General features: G+C 60.9%; 21 protein-coding genes. All 21 read left to right on the forward strand.

The window, feature by feature from the left end; genetic code table 11:
- Positions 1-199: 199 nt before the first annotated feature.
- The 21 genes from ACA053_RS09715 to ACA053_RS09815 all read left to right on the forward strand — a co-directional run bounded on the left by ACA053_RS09715 (position 200) and on the right by ACA053_RS09815 (position 17,141).
- Entirely contained in the window at positions 200-718 is a 519-nt protein-coding gene (locus ACA053_RS09715) for a phage regulatory CII family protein (protein WP_083366735.1), read from the forward strand.
- Positions 711-938 carry a TraR/DksA family transcriptional regulator gene (locus ACA053_RS09720; RefSeq protein ID WP_497395171.1) on the forward strand — a complete coding sequence of 76 codons (228 nt, stop codon included), beginning with the start codon at positions 711-713 and terminating at the stop codon, positions 936-938. The genes ACA053_RS09715 and ACA053_RS09720 overlap by 8 nt, the downstream gene beginning before the upstream one ends.
- Positions 928-3,144, forward strand: coding sequence for a VapE domain-containing protein (locus ACA053_RS09725; protein WP_497395173.1), 2,217 nt, complete (start codon positions 928-930; stop codon positions 3,142-3,144). Before ACA053_RS09720 ends, ACA053_RS09725 begins: the two co-directional genes overlap by 11 nt.
- Complete coding sequence (locus tag ACA053_RS09730) at positions 3,137-3,496, forward strand: PA0613 family protein (RefSeq protein WP_497395175.1); 360 nt, start codon at positions 3,137-3,139, stop codon at positions 3,494-3,496. The genes ACA053_RS09725 and ACA053_RS09730 overlap by 8 nt, the downstream gene beginning before the upstream one ends.
- A gap of 528 nt (positions 3,497-4,024) precedes the next feature.
- On the forward strand, positions 4,025-4,369 hold the full coding sequence (locus ACA053_RS09735; RefSeq protein WP_497395177.1) for a phage holin family protein: 345 nt from the start codon (positions 4,025-4,027) through the stop codon (positions 4,367-4,369).
- A gap of 133 nt (positions 4,370-4,502) precedes the next feature.
- Positions 4,503-5,093: a terminase small subunit gene (locus tag ACA053_RS09740; RefSeq protein ID WP_497395179.1), complete on the forward strand. Its 591-nt coding sequence runs from the start codon at positions 4,503-4,505 to the stop codon at positions 5,091-5,093.
- Between the two features lie 4 nt (positions 5,094-5,097).
- Positions 5,098-7,113 carry a phage terminase large subunit family protein gene (locus ACA053_RS09745; RefSeq protein WP_497395181.1) on the forward strand — a complete coding sequence of 672 codons (2,016 nt, stop codon included), beginning with the start codon at positions 5,098-5,100 and terminating at the stop codon, positions 7,111-7,113.
- Position 7,114: 1 nt separating this feature from the next.
- Positions 7,115-7,321 (forward strand): phage head-tail joining protein, encoded by a 207-nt coding sequence (locus ACA053_RS09750; RefSeq protein ID WP_497395183.1) that lies wholly within the window; start codon positions 7,115-7,117, stop codon positions 7,319-7,321.
- Entirely contained in the window at positions 7,321-8,802 is a 1,482-nt protein-coding gene (locus ACA053_RS09755; RefSeq protein WP_497395185.1) for a phage portal protein, read from the forward strand. Before ACA053_RS09750 ends, ACA053_RS09755 begins: the two co-directional genes overlap by 1 nt.
- Positions 8,799-9,953, forward strand: coding sequence for a head maturation protease, ClpP-related (locus ACA053_RS09760; protein WP_497395187.1), 1,155 nt, complete (start codon positions 8,799-8,801; stop codon positions 9,951-9,953). Before ACA053_RS09755 ends, ACA053_RS09760 begins: the two co-directional genes overlap by 4 nt.
- Complete coding sequence (locus ACA053_RS09765) at positions 9,950-10,294, forward strand: head decoration protein (RefSeq protein ID WP_497395189.1); 345 nt, start codon at positions 9,950-9,952, stop codon at positions 10,292-10,294. Before ACA053_RS09760 ends, ACA053_RS09765 begins: the two co-directional genes overlap by 4 nt.
- Before the next feature lie 62 nt (positions 10,295-10,356).
- On the forward strand, positions 10,357-11,352 hold the full coding sequence (locus ACA053_RS09770; RefSeq protein WP_497395191.1) for a major capsid protein: 996 nt from the start codon (positions 10,357-10,359) through the stop codon (positions 11,350-11,352).
- Positions 11,353-11,354: 2 nt separating this feature from the next.
- The gene (locus ACA053_RS09775) at positions 11,355-11,675 is read left to right on the forward strand and encodes a head-tail joining protein (RefSeq protein ID WP_497395193.1); all 321 of its coding nucleotides are present in this window, start codon (positions 11,355-11,357) and stop codon (positions 11,673-11,675) included.
- Entirely contained in the window at positions 11,672-12,337 is a 666-nt protein-coding gene (locus ACA053_RS09780) for a hypothetical protein (RefSeq protein WP_497395195.1), read from the forward strand. The genes ACA053_RS09775 and ACA053_RS09780 overlap by 4 nt, the downstream gene beginning before the upstream one ends.
- A complete protein-coding gene (locus ACA053_RS09785) occupies positions 12,330-12,839 on the forward strand; it encodes a hypothetical protein (RefSeq protein WP_497395197.1) in 510 nt (169 codons plus the stop codon). The genes ACA053_RS09780 and ACA053_RS09785 overlap by 8 nt, the downstream gene beginning before the upstream one ends.
- Positions 12,836-13,441: a phage baseplate assembly protein V gene (locus tag ACA053_RS09790; protein WP_497395199.1), complete on the forward strand. Its 606-nt coding sequence runs from the start codon at positions 12,836-12,838 to the stop codon at positions 13,439-13,441. The genes ACA053_RS09785 and ACA053_RS09790 overlap by 4 nt, the downstream gene beginning before the upstream one ends.
- Before the next feature lie 54 nt (positions 13,442-13,495).
- On the forward strand, positions 13,496-13,726 hold the full coding sequence (locus tag ACA053_RS09795) for a hypothetical protein (RefSeq protein ID WP_497395201.1): 231 nt from the start codon (positions 13,496-13,498) through the stop codon (positions 13,724-13,726).
- A 5-nt stretch (positions 13,727-13,731) separates the two neighbouring features.
- Positions 13,732-14,058, forward strand: a complete 327-nt coding sequence (locus ACA053_RS09800; protein ID WP_497395203.1) for a GPW/gp25 family protein — start codon at positions 13,732-13,734, stop codon at positions 14,056-14,058.
- Positions 14,055-14,942 (forward strand): baseplate assembly protein, encoded by an 888-nt coding sequence (locus ACA053_RS09805; protein ID WP_497395205.1) that lies wholly within the window; start codon positions 14,055-14,057, stop codon positions 14,940-14,942. The genes ACA053_RS09800 and ACA053_RS09805 overlap by 4 nt, the downstream gene beginning before the upstream one ends.
- Positions 14,939-15,547 carry a phage tail protein I gene (locus ACA053_RS09810; protein ID WP_497395207.1) on the forward strand — a complete coding sequence of 203 codons (609 nt, stop codon included), beginning with the start codon at positions 14,939-14,941 and terminating at the stop codon, positions 15,545-15,547. The genes ACA053_RS09805 and ACA053_RS09810 overlap by 4 nt, the downstream gene beginning before the upstream one ends.
- A complete protein-coding gene (locus tag ACA053_RS09815; RefSeq protein WP_497395209.1) occupies positions 15,540-17,141 on the forward strand; it encodes a phage tail protein in 1,602 nt (533 codons plus the stop codon). Before ACA053_RS09810 ends, ACA053_RS09815 begins: the two co-directional genes overlap by 8 nt.
- The last annotated feature ends 4 nt before the right edge of the window (positions 17,142-17,145 follow it).

Here is a 17,145-nt window from a genome sequence, read left to right on the forward strand (position 1 = left end):
GGAAGCCTTGGTGTTGCTGCCTTTTCCACCACAGATTAGGCAGCTGTTGCGCCAGGGGTGAGCAACGGATTGCTCGCCCCGGCACGGTGCCGGTATCGATCCCGAAGATCTAGCCGGCGTTTGGGCCCTTTCAAGCCACGCGGCAAATGTATCACCACTGCATGTCGCGCGGCACTGGCAACTTACAAGGATTAATGCCATGAGCCGTATCGCTCTGAGTTCTGTTGAGCGGGCGCAGCGGGAAGTTTTGCCGCTCGATCTCGCGCTTTACCATGCCGCTCGGGACTACCCCGGCGGCGCCGCAGCCATCGCCGCCACCACCGGCCGAAATGCGACCACGCTGCAGCACAAGCTGTCCCCAACCCACCCAAGCCATACGGTGAACATTCAAGAGTTCGGCGAGATTCTGGAGCTGACCAAGGATCGCCGAATTCTGGATGCCGTGCATGCATTGGTCGGTGACACGACTTGGCAGGAGCTGGCTGAGGCGTACACCAATGACATGCCCGAGACGTTGACCACCGGAATTGCTGAGTACTTCCGGCAGGTCGCGGATCTGGCGGATACCTGGGCCAAGAGCATTGGCGACGGGGTGGTTTCTGATGAAGAACTGGCCGCGATTCGCCTGCAGGTGTTTCGAGGCATTCAAGGGCTGTTGGGGTTGTTCAACCGCGCCACCTACGTCAATCAGACGACGCGGGGTGTTGATCGTGGCTGACATCGCGGATTTCGCTAATGACCTGGTGCAAGAGCGCATCGATCAAGCGCTCGCTGCACGCAACGCTGCTAAACCTGCATTGGCGGCGCATTCGTTTCTATTCTGTGAAAACTGCGACAGCCCAATCCCTGAGGGGCGGCGATTAGCTGTTCCTGGCTGCACGCAATGCGTGAGCTGCCAGGAGGTCGAGGAGATCATGGAGGCCGTCCATGCTCGATGAAGTATTGGGGCAATTCGCGGACTACGGCCTTGAGCCTGCGCAGCCTCTGGTGTTTGGCAAGCTGACCCGGTGTAAGACTTCGCAGGACAAGGGCAAGGAAAAGAACGGCTGGTATGTCGTTCATGAGCAGCGCACCGAGAAAGGCGAAATGCTTATCTTCGGTGCGTTCGGTGACTGGCGTTCGGGCGAGTCTCAGAAGATCAAGGTCAAGGCCGGGCGGATGTCGCCTGAAGAGCGCGAGGTTATGCGCGCTCGACAGGAAGAGGCCAAGCGCCGGGCAGCTGAGATCTCGGCCAGCGCAGCGCGTCGTGCGGCCAAGCGAGCGGCCGGTATGTTCAAGCGCATGCCGGAGAAGGGCCGTAGCGACTATCTGGATCGCAAGCAGATTGTCGGCTTCGGTGTTCGGTACGCGCCGCGCACTGGTGCGTTTCTGGTACCTATGAGCAACGTGCGTGACGAGATTGTCGGCCTGCAGGTGGTGTTTCCGACCAAGCAAGAGGACACCGGCCGGGACAAGTCCTATTGGCCTTACGGCATGTCGAAGGAAGGTGCTTTCCATCTCATCGGGCCGCACCCGGATCCGGGCGAGCCGGTGCTGGTGTGTGAGGGTTACGCTACAGGCGCAAGTCTGCATATGGCCACGTCACTGACTGTGGCCGTCGCGTTTGATGCGGGTAATTTGCTGGTGGTTTGCAAGGCCATGCGCGAGCGTTTCGCCGGTTGCCCTCTGATCATTTGCCGAGACGATGACTGGAAAACCACGAAGCCAAATGGTGATGCGTGGAACCCCGGTGAAGAGAAAGCGAACAACGCGGCGCTGATTGTCGGTGGCCAAGTAGTTGCGCCATTCTTTTCCGGTGAACGGGAAGCCAAGTGGACCGACTTCAACGACCTGCATGTTGCGGAAGGTTTGGAGGCGGTGCGCCGTCAGGTGTTGGCGGTGGTCAAGCCCCCGGCCGCTGGTGGTTGGAAGGATCTGTTGGCACGCAGCGAAAGCGGCGCGCTGATTGCGCACATGCAGAACGTCGAGTTGATCCTGGCCAACGATGAGCGTTGGGCCGGGGTGATCAGTTACAGCGCGTTCAGTTCGAAAATCGTGAAGCTGCGGGCGGCGCCTTATGGCGGCGGAACGGGCGATTGGGCGGACATTGATGATGTTCGGGTGATGAAGTGGCTCGCGCAGCAGTACAACTTGCGGGTCAAGGCATCGCATGTGATCGAGGCGGTGAGTGTGGTTGCGCATGACCATGCGTTTCATCCAGTACGCCAGTACCTGCGCAAGCTGCAGTGGAATCAGGTGCCTCGGCTCGAAAGTTGGCTTACCGACGTCATGGGCGTGAAGGCGACAGATTATTCGGCAAAGGTCGGCAAGCGCTGGATGCTATCGGCGGTAGCGCGGGTGATGAAGCCCGGCTGCAAGGCTGACTCGGTGATGATTCTGGAAGGTGCGCAGGGCGCTGGTAAATCGACCGCGATGAGCATTCTCGGTGGCGAGTGGTTCATGGACACGCCGTTTGCCCTGGGCGACAAGGACGGCTTTCAGGCGATCCGGGGCAAGTGGATCGTTGAGCTGGGCGAACTGGACAGTTTCAACAAGGCTGAGAGTACGAAGGCCAAGCAGTTCTTTTCGGCGTCCACCGACACCTATCGCGAGAGCTACGGCCGCAGAACGATGGACGTGCCACGCCAGTGTGTTTTCGTGGGTACGACCAACCAAGACGAGTACCTGAAGGACGCCACCGGCAACCGGCGTTACTGGCCGGTAGCGTGTACCAAGGTGGATCTGGAGTTGTTGCGCTCGATGCGCGATCAGCTGTGGGCCGAGGCGGTGTTCTGCTACGACGCGGGCGACCTCTGGTGGGTGACGCTGGATGAGGCGGCAATGTTCGGCGAAGAGCAGGACGAGCGCTTCGTTGTGGATGAATGGGAGGGGCCGATTCTGACGTGGCTTGAAGAGTCGCAGATTGGCGAGACCACCACCGGCAGTGACGTGCTGACCAGTGCGTTGAAGTTGGACTTCGGACATTGGGGCAAACCGGAGCAGATGCGCGTCGGCGCGATCATGCATCGGTTGGGCTGGCGGCGTGTTCGGTTGCCGGCGTTGGCTAAGAGCGGCCAGCGGCCTTGGGCATACAAAAAGCCGGCAGGGTGGGGCGGCGCCTCGGCGTTGCAGCGTGAAACGATCGAGGAGCCTTGCTTTGATTAAGGAGATCGATTCGCTGCTTAGGTTGTGGGCGCAGGAGCTGCACTCGGAATATTCAAAAGGAGGGCTGGCAGGGGGGAATATGGTTGCAATGATGATGGAGAGCAACGGGCAACTGATCAGGGGGCGGCGTGCCTTCCGTGCGCCGCTGGAGAGTTCGTTGGACATCGAACTGATCGTGACCAAGCACCTCGCGCCGGAGCTGGTGACGGTGGTGCGGGAGCATTACTGCACGCTCGATGTGGATATGCGCTTGCGGTATGCCCACTGCGGTTGTGGCCGCGATACGTACTACCAGCGTTTGCATGAGGCACATCTGCAGATCTTCGGCGTGATGATGGGGCTGGCTGCGTGACCCCGAGTATTCGTCTGGCTGTTGTTGTCCCACTGTCCCGTCTTGTCTCGCTGCGTTTTGATGCAGTGGGACAGGTGCGGGCCTTGTCGTTGTTGGGTTGTCCCACCGTCCCGCCTAGTAGTGCCTCCCGCCCGTGTGAGCGTAGCGGGTGATCATTACGCGCTTATGCGCGAACGCGTGTTCTTTAAAATTCTTCCTTTACACGAGAAAGAAGAAAGATAAGTAGGACAGTGGGGCGAAGCCCCGAATTTAGGCACTCTCAGGCGTCCCACTTCGATTTTGAAAAGTGGGACGTATGGGACACCACCGCAACAACAGAATGCCGTGGTGATGTATTCGCCGACATTCGCTAGGCGTTCACCCTGTGTTACCCACTTATTCACCGGGTGGCATTAAAACAGGGTTGCTGCCACCGGAATCGACCTGTAAAAAGTAGTCATCTTCGATAGGTGCGACCGCAGAGAGCGGCAGGCACCACACCACCAAACCCGGCCATCGCGCCGGGTTTTTGCGTTCATGGGGTAGGCGATGACAAACGAGCAACAAGCACTGGCAGAGATGCCAATCTGGTTAGTGGTTGTCCTGGCGCTGGTCGGCGGTGTGTCGGGGGAGATGTGGCGGGCAGACAAGGATGGGGCGCGAGGCTGGGCGTTGTTGCGCAGGCTCGCGCTTCGGTCTGGTGCCTGCATTGTCTGCGGGGTCTCGGCGATGATGCTGATGATCGCTGCTGGCATGTCGCTCTGGACAGCGGGCGCCTTGGGTTGCCTGACGGCAATGGCCGGCGCGGATGTTGCCATCGGGTTGTACGAACGCTGGGCTGCCAAGCGGCTTGGTGTGTGCGAAGTTCCGCCGAATGGCGGCGGCCCAGCCTGAAACCACCGGGGACCCTGGGGTTATTTGGAGGGTACGGGGTCGGAAACCCGCGGGACTGTGTTAGCGGACAGTTCACCAGTTTAGTGAACTCAGGTGAACAGGTGAACACCCGAGGTGAACAGGACATTCCATCATGACTGCAATTAGCAAAACGGAGTTTGCGGCACGGCGAGGTTGGGCTAAATCCTATGTTTCCAAGTTAGCTAATCAGGATCGGTTGGTGTTGACCCAGGACGGCAAGGTCGACCTTGAAGCCACGGAAGCACTCCTGGCTAAGACTGCTGATCCCAGCAAAGCTGCTGTTGCCGATCGCCATCACCAAGATCGGCTCCAACGGGATGTGTACAGCCAGCTATCTACGCAGGTAGAGCCGACTTCAACGGCTGCGCCGCCGCCCCTGATCAACCCTGCGGGGCAAGTGCCCGACTTCCAGAAAGCCCGGGCACTGCGCGAACACAACCTCGCTCAGCTCGCCGAGATCGAGTTGCACAAAGCCAAGGGGTCACTGGTCGCACTGGCAACGGTCAAAACCGGCGCCTACAACGCCGGCCGCATGCTGCGCGACCAACTGCTCGGCATGCCTCCGCAGCTCGCTCCCGAACTGGCGTCCATGACCGACCCTTGGGAAATCGAAAAGCACCTCACGGCGGCGATACGTCGCTCCCTGGAAGACGCTGAACGCATGTCGACAGCGGACCTTGAACACGCATTGACCACGAGTTAATCCTATGCACACGGAATTTCCTGACGGTGCAGTGGTGTACCGCGAGGAGTATTTCCGTGGGCTGCGGCCCGACCCGGATGTCTGGATCGATCAGTGGGCCGACGAGTACATGCGGATCCCGCGAGACACCGGCGCCGCTGAGCCCGGCAAGTACCGCACTGCGCGCACGCCGTATGCCCGCGAGCCCATGCGATGCCTGTCGCCCGCGCACCCCTGCAAGCGCGTGGTCACCATGGTGGCCTCGCAGCTGATGAAAACGCAGATCGCTTTGAACTGGATCGGCGGCCTTATCCACATGGCGCCGTCCAACATCCTGACTCTGTTGCCGAGCCTTGGCCTGGCCAAGCGGGTGTCGTCGCGGATCAGCAAGACGATCAAGGCCACGCCGGTATTGCGTGAACGCGTAGCGTCCAGCCGATCGCGGGACTCGCGAAATACGATGGACACCAAGGAGTTCGAGGGCGGTTCGCTGTACGTCACGACGGCCGGCTCGGCGGCCAACCTGGCCGAGCTGTCCGCGCGCTATGTATACGGCGACGAGATCGATCGTTGGGAGGTGGACATCGGTGAAGAAGGTGACCCGATTGAGCTGGCCGAAACCCGAGGCAGTACCTTCGGCCGCAACGCCAAGTTCTACTTTTCCAGCTCGCCGACGATCAAGGGCGCCTCGCGGATCAACGACCTGTTCGAGGGAAGCGACCAGCGTTACTACTACGTCCCGTGTCCGAGCTGCGGCCTCATGCAGACTCTGGAGTGGGAACGGCTGCATTACTCGAAAGACTACAGCGTCGTGCATTACCAATGCGCCGGCCCTGATTGTGACGTCTTGATCGAGGAGTACCACAAGGGCGAGATGCTCGCCAAAGGCGAGTGGCGTGCCCATGCCGAGGGCGACGGTGAGACGATCGGCTTTCACTTGAATGCGTTGTACTCGCCGCTGGGCTGGATGGACTGGAAGTCACTGGCCAAGCAATTCGAGAAAGCAAAAAAGGCTCAGGCCAAGGGGGATCTCGAACCGATGCAGGTGTTCTATAACACCCGTCTGGCCAAGGTCTGGGATGCGGCTCAAGAGCAGACCAAAGCTGATGTGCTGCGGCAGCGCGCACGTTTGGAATCCTTCACCCTCGGCTCGCTGTCGGCCGCGGTGCTGATGATCACCGGCTCCGTCGACGTTCAGGCGAACCGCCTAGAGTTCATGGCGATGGGTTGGGGCGTCGGCATGGAGCGCTGGGTGGTCGACTACCAGGTGGTGGCGGGCGATCCCGCAGACGAGCGTACTTGGGCGGCTTTGGACGAATTGCTCAAGGCCAAATACCGCCACCCGTGCGGTGTCGGCCTAGGCATTCTGGCGGTCGCCGTCGACTCCGGTGGTCACCACACGGACGAGGTCTACCAGTTCTGCCGCGTGCGCCGCTGGCGAAATGTGTTCGCCATCAAGGGCGCGAGCAAACCCGGTAAGCCGGTGATTGCTCAGCGCCCGTCGATGGTGGACGTGACCTGGAAAGGACAGACCGAACGCAACGGCGCCGAGCTGTGGTTCGTCGGTACCGACACGGCCAAGGACTGGATCTACAACCGCTACCCATTCGAGTCGGGGCCGGGAGCGCTGCACTTTGCCAATGACCTGCCCGACGATTTCTTCGACCAGTGCGTCGCCGAACGCAAGGTCGCGCGCTACATACGCGGCCACAAGCGCATCGAATGGGTCAAGGGCAAGGCCGAGCGCAACGAAGCGCTCGACCTGATGGTGTATTGCCTGGCTATGGCGCATTACCTCGGCCTCAACCGTTACAAGGAACATGACTGGGAGCGAGTGCGTCAGTCCCTGGCGCAGTCGGGTCTGTTCGACGACCCCTTGGGCATCAAGTCCGTTCAAGGTGAACGCGTCACCTCACCAGCAATATCCGCTGCTGCACTGCAACCGGCTTCGCAACCCACTGCTCCGGTCGTGCAACCGCGACCAGCAGCACCGCCACCTCAACGCCGCAGCTCCACCAGCGGTTACCTGAAGAGACGCTGATATGTCATTTACCCAGAAGCACCTCGACGCGGTTGAGGCGGCCATCGCGCGCGGTGAAAAAGTCGTGCGCTACACCGACCGTACCGTGGAATACCGCACCATCGACGAACTGCTCAAGGCGCGCGAAGAAATCCGTTCGTCACTGATCAGCGCGGCCGGGCCACGCTCTCGGGTGGTTCGGTTGTACCACGGAGGTAAAGGACTCTAATGGCTCGCCACTATCCGACGCTCACCCGTAACGGATTCGTATTGCCGTCGAACATCAAGGCCAGTTACGAAGGCGCCGGAGAGGGCCGACGATCCACTGGTTGGGATGCTCCCGACAACGGGATCAACAGTATCAACACCCCGGCGTTGCGCAACTTGCGTTCACGTTCTCGGGCAGCGGTTCGCAACGACCCGTATGCCTACAACGTCATCGATAAGCGCGTCAGCAACCTGATAGGCACCGGCATTACGCCGAGACCGAAAACCGACGACGAAGCCCTGCGCAAATTGCTGCAGGAACTCTGGGACGATTGGGTCGATGAATCGGACGCCGATGAACGCACCGACTTCAACGGCCAGCAGGCACTGGTGGCACGCACAGTGGAAACCTCAGGCGAATGTTTTGTGCGGCTGCGACCTCGCAGCTTGGATGAAGGTCTCGCTGTTCCGTTGCAGCTCCAGATCTTGGCACCGGAGTTCGTGCCGCACGACAAGTTTGAGACCACCAAAACCGGCAACCTTATCCGCGCCGGGATCGAATTCACCCCCGGCGGTAAGCGGGTGGCGTACTGGATGTACCTGTCTCATCCGCGTGATGCGTCGTCGCTGAACGCCGGTTACAACCAATTGGTGCGGGTACCAGCCGCGCAGGTGCTGCATATCTTTGAACCGGTCGAGCCGGGCCAGCTACGTGGCGTGCCGCGCTTGTCGCCAGTACTCAAGCGCCTGCGCAGTCTCGACAACTACGACGACGCAGTATTGTTCCGCCAGGAGGTGGCCAACCTGTTTGCCGGGTTCATCAGTAGACCGGCGCCGGACTCCGGACCAACGCCCAGAGATCCCGTCACCGGCCAACCGTTGAGTCTTGATCGCGATGGCTTCACGCCGATGGTGGCCTTGGAGCCTGGCACCATGCAGGAATTGGGGCCGGGTGAAGAGGTGGAATTCTCCAAACCACCGGACGCCGGCAACAACTATCCCGACTTCATGCGGCAGCAGTTGATGGCTGCAGCGGCGGGGACCGGCACGCCTTACGAGATCCTCACCGGCGACATGCGCGAGGTGAACGACCGGGCACTGCGGGTGGTACTCAACGAATTTCGGCGTCGCTTGGAGCAACTGCAATTTAGCGTTTACGTGCACCAACTTTGTCGCCCGGTGCGGGCCGCTTGGATGGACATGGCCGTGTTGTCCGGTGTCCTGGTGCTGGGCGATTACGCGCAGAAGCGCCGTGACTATTTGCGTACCCGTTGGGTGCCGCAAGGTTGGGCCTACATCCAACCGGTGCAGGACGTTCAAGCACGACGGATGGAAGTGCAGGCCGGCTTTGCCTCGCGCAGCGAGATGGTCCTGCGCACTGGCTACGACGCCGAAACGGTCGACCTGGAAAACGCCGCCGATCTGGCGCGGGCCACCGCACTGGGCCTCAACTACAACACCCTGGATGCCGTCGAATTAACCGACGACAAGGAGCAACCATGAGCAAAAAAACGCGACCGCGCGTTTACAACCGGGCAGGCCAGCGTGTGCAAGTTCAGGACAAAACCTGGTACGCGTTGCAGGCCAGCGGCGAGGACACCGAGCGAGTGATCGAAGTCTTTGTCTATGGCGAGATTGGCACCTGGGGCATCACTGCCAATCAGTTTGTACAGGACCTGCGCGCCATGGACGACGGCGTCTCGCCGGTGATCGCGGCATTCAACAGCATCGGCGGCGATTTGTTTGACGGGTTGGCGATGCACAACGCGCTGTCGCGTCTGGGCGAGCGCTGCACCGGCCGGATTGATGCGTTGGCCGCCAGTGCGGCCAGCGTGGCGGTGTGTGGTGCACACCGTGTCGTCATTGCATCGAACGCCATGCTGATGATCCACAACCCTTACACCTATGCCGGAGGCGACGCGGAGGACTTCCGCCGGGTCGCTGATGTGCTGGATCAGACCCTGGAGGCGATCATTGCGGCCTACAAGGCCAAGGCGCCCGACATCGATGACGCGGAGCTGCGGCGCATGGTCAACGCCGAAACTTGGCTGACGGCCAATGAAGCGGTGGCACTGGGTCTGGCCGATGAAGTCGGCGACGGCATTACGGTCAAGGCCTGCCTCGGCCAAGGGGCCGTGCTGCAGCGTTACCAGCATGCACCGGCTGAACTAGTGGCCCAGCTCGACGAACCACCGGAAACGGATCTGGATCTGGATCCGGTCGATCCACCCTTGGTGCCGCCGGTCGTCGATTCGGCCAAGTTGGCATTGATGATCACCCAGCGCTGCACGGCGGCGGGCATCAGCAACCTGGTCGAGTCGCTGCTCAGCTCGACCCAGCTCGAAAGCGAAGAGATCGTCTTGGCCGGATTAGCGCGTGCCAAGGCGGTGAATGACCTGTGTGTGGCCGCCCGCTTGCCAGAGTTCAGCGCCGAGTACGTGTCAGCGGGGCTGGACGCTGCAGCGGTTCGAGCGCGTCTGTTCGACAAGATTGTCACCAGTGGAAAGGGATTTGAAATCGACAACAGCCTACCGCTCGACCACGACCCGGCAGTCAAGGTGCTGGCCAAACAACCTGATCCCACCTCGATCTGGGCTTCGCGACAAGCGGCCCAATCTGGAACTGCGCGCGGCGCGAAAGGAGCAAGAGCATGACCATCAAAAAAGAGCCGATCCACGCAGGTGAGTTTCTGCTGTCCGAGGGCGCAGGGAACATTTCTCGGGAAACAATCAACGTCGCCGCTGGCCCCGCGCTGAATCCGGGTCAGGTTCTCGGTCTGGTGACGGCCACAGGCGAATTCGCACCCTATGCCCCGGCCGCTGAAGACGGTACCCAGGCTGCCGTGGCGATTCTCTACGGGCCACTGGGAGAGTCGGACATCGTACGCCGGGGTCGGGCCGTTGTGCGCATGGCGGAGGTCAGCGAGGTGCACCTGACCGGGTTGGACCCCGAGGCCGAAAAAGACCTGGCCACCAATTTCGTGATCGTTCGTTAAGACCGTCATTCACGTTTGCCCAGCCCGCCTTGAGCGGGTTTTTTCATTTCTGGAGAGTACCCATGGCCGAGATCGCCATTTTTGACGACGAAGCGTTTACCGTTACCGCGTTGACTGCTGCACTCAACGATCAACCCTACTTGCCGGGCCGCATCAGCGCCCTGGGCCTGTTCCGCGAGGAAGGCATTACCACCCTGACCGTTCAGATCGAAAAGGACGGCGACACACTGGCTCTGGTGCCAGCCGGGGAACGCGGCAGCTCTGGCCTGGTAGTCGCAGCCAGCAAGCGCAACTTGATCCCGTTCAATACCGTGCACCTGCCGGAGCGCTTCACTATCAAGGCCGATGAGATCCAGGGTATTCGCGCCTTCGGTACCCGCACCGAGTTGCAGGCGGTGCAGGATGTCGTCAATACCCGCCTGGCCAAAGCACGCCGTCAGTTGGACGCGACTCATGAATTCCAGCGCATGGGGGCGCTCAATGGACTGATCTTGGATGCTGATGGCCAGACGCCGCTGTTAAATATTTACGATCGTTTTGGTGTCGAGCGGCAGACGTTGTCCATGGGTTTGGCCGACCCGAACACGAAACTACGGGTCAAGTGCCTTGAAGCGCTGGATATGCAAGAAGACGCATTGGGCGCCGTGACTAGCACCAGTTCCCGAGCCTTCTGCGGCAAGCACTTCTGGAACAAGCTCGTTGTTCACAAGTCGGTTGAGGACACCTATCTCAACAGCCAGCAGGCGGCGTCCTTGCGCGGTGATGCCCGGGAAAGCTTCGAGTTCGGTGGCATTATCTGGGAGCGCTACCGTGGCAAAGTGGCCGGTGTGTCGTTTGTCCACGATGACAAGGCGCTGTTGGTTCCAGAGGGCGTGCCGGATCTGTACATCTCGGCGTTTGCTCCTGCCGACTACATGGAGACGGTCAACACTCAGGGTATTCCGTACTACAGCAAGATTGAGCCGATGCAGTTCGGCAAGGGCATGGCCGGTGAAGCCCAGTCCAACCCGCTGCACCTGTGCACCCGGCCGCGTGCACAGATCCTGCTGGAGCTCTGACCGTGGGCTTTCGCGACCTGGTGGCCGAGGTCGACGCGGTGGTGTTCGAAACTCTGGGCGATAGCGCGCGGATCGAGGGCCGAGCTGAACCGGTGCTCGGCATGTTCGCCGCGCCCTGGTTACAGCCCAAATTCGGCAAGCTCAACACCGGGTTGCGTGAGCCACGGTTCGAGATCCGCGTCAGCGATTCACACGGCCTGGAGCAGGGCATGCTGGTCAGCATCGATCTGCCCGCGCTGGATGGCGGTGGCGATTACGACCTGCTGCAGTTGGAGCCGAGCGGCGACGGTCTGGTTGCCTTGATTCTGAGGATGCGCCCGTGAGCGTCGGCAGTTACTTCAAGCCCTCGGCCGGTGGCGGGATGATTTCCATCCAGTCCTCGACGGCGGACCTGAACGCGTTTCAGGACTTCGCCAAGCTGGTGCCTAAGGCTGCCGCAGCCGCCCAACGTCGGGCGATCAACAAAACGCTGGGTTGGCTGCGCACGCACATCGCCCGGGCGGTGAGTCGGCAAGAGCGTATTGCCGTCGCGGCGGTCCGTCAGCGCTTGCGCAGCTACCCGGTCACCGGTGGGGCCACCAGCGGTAAATTGTGGTTCGGTTTGAACGCCATCGAGTCCAGCCGGATCGGCCGAGCGCGGCAGTCTGGTAGTGGCGTGTCGGTGGCCGGTCGGCGTTACCAAGGTGCCTTTCTGAAGAAGGTCTACGGCAACAAGCCCGACATCTGGATCCGCACCGCGAGCAAGCATTTCAACGCGGACGACTATCCCGATAGCACGGTGTCGTCCGGTGGCGGCGCCAGTTCGGGCTGGGTTGCGGAAAATGGCAATCGCTTTCCGTTGGCGAAAGCGAAGGTGTCACTGGAACAAGCCCGGCCGCACTTCGACAGTTGGGTCAAACGCGCTGATGCGCGCCTGCTGGAAGTCCTGCGGCAGGAATTCAACTTTGAGCTGCAAAAGTATTTGAAGGGGACGGCCAATGCCTGATGAGCCGTTTAGTCTCGATCAGCTTTACCGGGCAATAGAACAACACCTGAAGGCTCATCTTCCAGGCGTTCACGCGGTGACAGCGTGGCCGAACATCAAGGACCGCATTGCACTGCCGGCGGTGTTCATCGAGTTGGCTGAGATGGAACCTGGTGTCGACATCGGAACAGGGCAAACCACTCTGGTTTGCAAGTTCGAAGCGCGGATCATTGTCGATCCAATTCGGCCGCAGCATTGCCAGCAAGCCGCGTACCTTGCAGCCCAGTTGGCTGTTTTGTTGCGACTGCAAACCTGGGGGCTTGAGGTCGACCCCGCCGAGTTTGTCCAGGCCATGCAGGACTGGACCAAGCCGGAGCTGGATGGCTATGTGGTCTGGTTGGTGGAATGGACTCACCAAATCTACCTGGGTATCGAGGAGTGGCCATGGCCGGACGAGCCTCCAGGCTCGCTGGTGTTTGATATTGAGCCGGGTGATGGTCCGGTTAAGCCGGAGGACCTGTGAGTTTCGCGGTAGGTGAGCATGACCGCATGATCGCGGCCATGCTGATGCCGTGTGCGGTGGTCGGGTTGGATCTGCCGGCGGCCATGGTGCGGGTATCGAATGGCGAGTGGACGAGCGCCTGGGTGCGTTGGCACAGTCTCGCGGCTGGTAAAGCGCGGCACTGGCGAGCGCCGAGCATTGGCGAGCAAGGGGTGTTGTTTAACCCCAGTGGTCAGGCCGGCATGGGCACCTTTATCCCGGGGCTGTACGGCAATTCCGGCGCGCCGCCGGATAATCGCGACCATGTCGAAGTCTGGCGTTTCGACGATGGCGGCTCTCTGGTCTACGACTGGCAGGCCATGACCTACACCATCACTCTGCCGAGCGGGACGGTGACGATCAAAGTCGGCAGTACCGAGGTGGCCGTTACGGATGACGCCGTGACGGCTAATGTCGGCGGCACGGAAGTGGCGTTGACATCGGAGTCGGCGACGGTCACGGCGGCGGCCATCAAGCTGGTCGGCGCAGTGGGAATCGACGGTCCGTTACACGTCACGCAGAACATCACCAGTGACGCCTCGATCATCGACGCCACGGGTAACAGTAACCATCATTCGCACTAATCACTAACCCATTCAAGCCCGCCCGGTGCGGGTTTTTTCATGCCTGGAGAAACCATGGCGAAGACAAACGATGTTCTCAGCATTGAGCAGCCGCAGCCGCAGCCGCACCGAGCGACGGATTTAATTCTGAAGTTTCGCGACAAGGTCTTTACCTCTCGCACTTTGATCATTACGGGCTCAGGTCGCACGTTGCCGGTGGCCAAGGGCTGCGTCGAAGTGTCCGTGTCTGACGAGCAGGCTGTCAGCTACCTGAAGGCCCATCAAGAATTCGAACCGATGGGGTGATTTAGATGATCGGAATGGATCGCCACACCGGCCAACCCATCTCCGGCATCGAGCATCTGCGCCAGTGCATCGCTGACATTCTGGGCACGCGGCTGGGCAGTCGTCGGCATCGGCCGGAGTACGGCAGCAAGGTGCCCTCATACGTCGACATGCCGGTTAACGAAGGCTGGAAAAGCTCGGTGCAAGCCGAGGCGGTCCGCGCGATCGGGCGCTGGGAGCCGCGCGTCAAGCTGGAGCGCATCCGCATCGTTTCGGTGTTGGGCGGCAAGGTCCAGCTAAGTCTTGCCGGCGAATACCTCGGCGACCGTTTTCTGTTTGAGGTGAGCGTATGAGCATCGTGGATCTGTCGGCGTTACCGGCGCCGGACGTGTTGGAAGGTCTGGACTTTGAAGACACTTACGACGAAGTGCTGGCCACCTTTCGCGGCTACATGGGCGACAACTGGAGCGCGCCGCTGGAGAGTGATCCGGTGGTGAAGTTGCTGGAGGTGGCGGCCTATCTGAAGGTCGGTAACCGCGCCCGGGTCAACGATGCCGGCAAGGCGTTGTTGCTGGCCCATGCGATCGGCCCTGACCTCGATCACCTAGGCGCCAATTACAACCTGAAACGCCTGGTGATTCAGGCGGCGGATCTGGCGGCGGTGCCACCGGTGCCCGAGGTCAAGGAACTGGACGACCCGTTTCGCGAGCGCATCCAGTTGGCCTTTGAGGGCCTGACCACGGCGGGGCCGCGTAACAGCTACATTCTTCACGCGCGCAACGCCTCGGGGCTGGTGGCTGATGCTACGGCCGAAAGCCCGGCGCCTTGCTACGTTACGGTAACGGTGTTGGGTTCTGAAGGGCGCGGCGAGGCCAGTCCCGCGCTGTTGGACACGGTCAGGGCCGCCCTGAATGACGACGACGTGCGGCCGGTGTGCGATCGGGTGACGGTGCAAAGCGCGGAGATTATCGAGTATCGCGTTGACGCCATTCTGCACATGACCGGCGCCGGGCCTGAGGGGGACGCCAGTTTGGTCGAAGCCAAAAAGCGCTTGGCGGCGTGGATCAATCCGCGCAAACGCTTAGGGGTCGAGGTCGCGCGGTCGGCCGTGGACGCGCAACTGCACGTTGCCGGCGTGGCCCGGGTGGAGCTGGTCGACTGGGTGGACTTGGCGCCGACCAAGGCGCAGGCGGCGTGGTGCGTCGATTACGAGGTGACTTTGGCGGGGGCGACATGAAAAGTCTGCTGCCGAGCAATAGCACGCAACTGGAGCGCGCCCTGGAGGCGGCTTTCTACGAGCGAACGATTGTCCCGCTGCGCACCCTGTACAACCCCGACACCTGCCCGGTCCATTTGCTGCCGCATTTGGCGTGGGCGTGGTCGGTCGATCGCTGGGACTATCGGTGGTCGGAAGCGACCAAGCGCGCGGCCATCAAGGCGTCGTATTACATCCATGCCCACAAGGGGACCATCGGCGCGTTGCGCCGGGTGGTCGAGCCTCTGGGTTATCTGATCGAGATCATCGAGTGGTTCAAGACGGTGCCGGAGGGGCCGCCGGGCACCTTTGCGCTGAAGGTCGGCGTGCTGGATACCGGCATCACCGAGGAAATGTATCAGGAGCTAGAGCGCCTGATTGACGACGCCAAGCCCGTCACCCGGCAGCTCACGGGGCTGGCGATCAGCCTCGAAACCCAAGGTCATTTGAACATTGCCGCTTGCCTCTACGAAGGCGACGAAATCGACGTGTACCCGCCGGTGATGCGTGACATCGAGGTCACGGGACGCTTTGCCGTGATCGGCCGCGAACACTCCATAGACACCCTGGACGTTTACCATGATTGATGCGAATTCCCAGTTTTTCGCCATCCTTACCAATGTGGGGCTGGCCAAGCAGGCGAACGCCGACGCGCTCGGCATTCCCTGGAAGATCACCGACATGGGCGTGGGTGATGCCAACCTGACCGACCCGATCCCTACGGCGACGCAAACCCGTCTGATCAACGAATGGCGTCGCCGGCCGCTGAATCAGCTCAAGGTCGACGCGGCAGACCCAGCGATCATCATTGCCGAGCAGATCATTCCGGCCGATGAGGGCGGGCGCTGGATTCGTGAAATCGGTCTGTACGACGCGGACGGCGATCTGGTGGCGGTGGCCAACTGCGCGCCGAGCTACAAGCCGTTGTTGTCGCAGGGCTCCGGCCGCACGCAAGTGGTGCGGATGAATTTCATCGTCAACAACTCCGGCAACATCACGCTCAAGATTGATCCGGCGGTGGTGCTGGCGTCGCGGGCTTACGTCGACGCGGCCATTCTGGAGGTGCTGCCGAAAAACAAGATCCCGGGCGAGTGGACGCGGGTTAAAACCAACGATCGCGGGGTTGTGGTGTCGGGTGACAACCCCAGCACGCTGGCCGCCATGGGCATCATGGATGCGTACACCAAGCCGGAAATCGAGGCGATGATTGCCCAGGCTTCGGCGCTGCCGGTCGGCACGATGGTGGCCTTCCCGGTAAACAAACTCCCGCCCGGGTTTCTGGAAATTGACGGCAGTGTCAAAAGCATTGCGGCTTATCCCGATCTGGCGGCGTTTCTCGGGACGGCGTTCAATACGGGCGGCGAAGGGGCGGGCAATTTCCGTCTGCCGGAATCACGCGGTGAGTTCCTGCGCGGTTGGGACCATGGGCGCGGGGTCGACGTTGGCCGTGGGATTGGCACTTATCAGCTAGGCCAGAACGAAAGCCACAATCACCGTTATTTTGATGCGGTGGATGCAGATATCGACCCCTATGGCCTTGCTGCTACTGGTGTTGTTAACGGTGTTGTCAGGCCAATAGCCCTCGGCGGGTTCCTCGCTGGTACGGGCGCTGATTCCGTGCAGACTGTGGCCACTACCAATACGGTTAACTCAGGTGGCTCCGAAACGCGTCCGCGCAGTCTCGCGGTGATGTGGTGCCTCAAGGCCTGGAACGCCCCTATCAACCAAGGGAGCATTGATATAGCGGCCCTAGTGGCACTTGCCGCTCAAGCCACTGAAGCGAATCAGGGGACGGCGAAGATTGCGACGCAGGCGCTTACAGATGCTGGTGTTGATGACACCAGAATCGTAACGCCCAAAAAACTGCGCTGGGGTTTTCAGATACTCAAGGCTGCAAACGGTTATTTGGTTCTGCCGTCATGGTTGGGTGGCTTCATTTTTCAATGGGGTTACTCTTCAATTCCAGCAGCCTCGACCGCTATCCCGTTCCCGCTTACCTTTCCGAGCGCCTGTTTCGGCGTGCAGGCCACCGCGTTCAACGTGACGGGTGGTGCCGACGTTGTAGAACTGACCGCAGTGCCTAATACAACCGGATTCAATGCCGTCGGGGTTACTTCTGGTGCGACGGGGACGGCGGTGCAAACAGTAGTGAACTTCTACTGGCTATCAATCGGGCATTAAGGTG

The organism is Pseudomonas sp. LBUM1672 (genome assembly GCF_059695655.1).

Bases quoted from the DNA above. Each gene is read 5' to 3' on its own strand.
- ACA053_RS09715 (WP_083366735.1), top strand. From the start codon at position 200: ATGAGCCGTATCGCTCTGAGTTCTGTTGAGCGGGCGCAGCGGGAAGTT.
- ACA053_RS09725 (WP_497395173.1), top strand. From the start codon at position 928: ATGCTCGATGAAGTATTGGGGCAATTCGCGGACTACGGCCTTGAGCCT.
- ACA053_RS09735 (WP_497395177.1), top strand. From the start codon at position 4,025: ATGACAAACGAGCAACAAGCACTGGCAGAGATGCCAATCTGGTTAGTG.
- ACA053_RS09740 (WP_497395179.1), top strand. From the start codon at position 4,503: ATGACTGCAATTAGCAAAACGGAGTTTGCGGCACGGCGAGGTTGGGCT.
- ACA053_RS09745 (WP_497395181.1), top strand. From the start codon at position 5,098: ATGCACACGGAATTTCCTGACGGTGCAGTGGTGTACCGCGAGGAGTAT.
- ACA053_RS09750 (WP_497395183.1), top strand. From the start codon at position 7,115: ATGTCATTTACCCAGAAGCACCTCGACGCGGTTGAGGCGGCCATCGCG.
- ACA053_RS09755 (WP_497395185.1), top strand. From the start codon at position 7,321: ATGGCTCGCCACTATCCGACGCTCACCCGTAACGGATTCGTATTGCCG.
- ACA053_RS09760 (WP_497395187.1), top strand. From the start codon at position 8,799: ATGAGCAAAAAAACGCGACCGCGCGTTTACAACCGGGCAGGCCAGCGT.
- ACA053_RS09765 (WP_497395189.1), top strand. From the start codon at position 9,950: ATGACCATCAAAAAAGAGCCGATCCACGCAGGTGAGTTTCTGCTGTCC.
- ACA053_RS09770 (WP_497395191.1), top strand. From the start codon at position 10,357: ATGGCCGAGATCGCCATTTTTGACGACGAAGCGTTTACCGTTACCGCG.
- ACA053_RS09785 (WP_497395197.1), top strand. From the start codon at position 12,330: ATGCCTGATGAGCCGTTTAGTCTCGATCAGCTTTACCGGGCAATAGAA.
- ACA053_RS09795 (WP_497395201.1), top strand. From the start codon at position 13,496: ATGGCGAAGACAAACGATGTTCTCAGCATTGAGCAGCCGCAGCCGCAG.
- ACA053_RS09800 (WP_497395203.1), top strand. From the start codon at position 13,732: ATGATCGGAATGGATCGCCACACCGGCCAACCCATCTCCGGCATCGAG.
- ACA053_RS09805 (WP_497395205.1), top strand. From the start codon at position 14,055: ATGAGCATCGTGGATCTGTCGGCGTTACCGGCGCCGGACGTGTTGGAA.
- ACA053_RS09810 (WP_497395207.1), top strand. From the start codon at position 14,939: ATGAAAAGTCTGCTGCCGAGCAATAGCACGCAACTGGAGCGCGCCCTG.
- ACA053_RS09815 (WP_497395209.1), top strand. From the start codon at position 15,540: ATGATTGATGCGAATTCCCAGTTTTTCGCCATCCTTACCAATGTGGGG.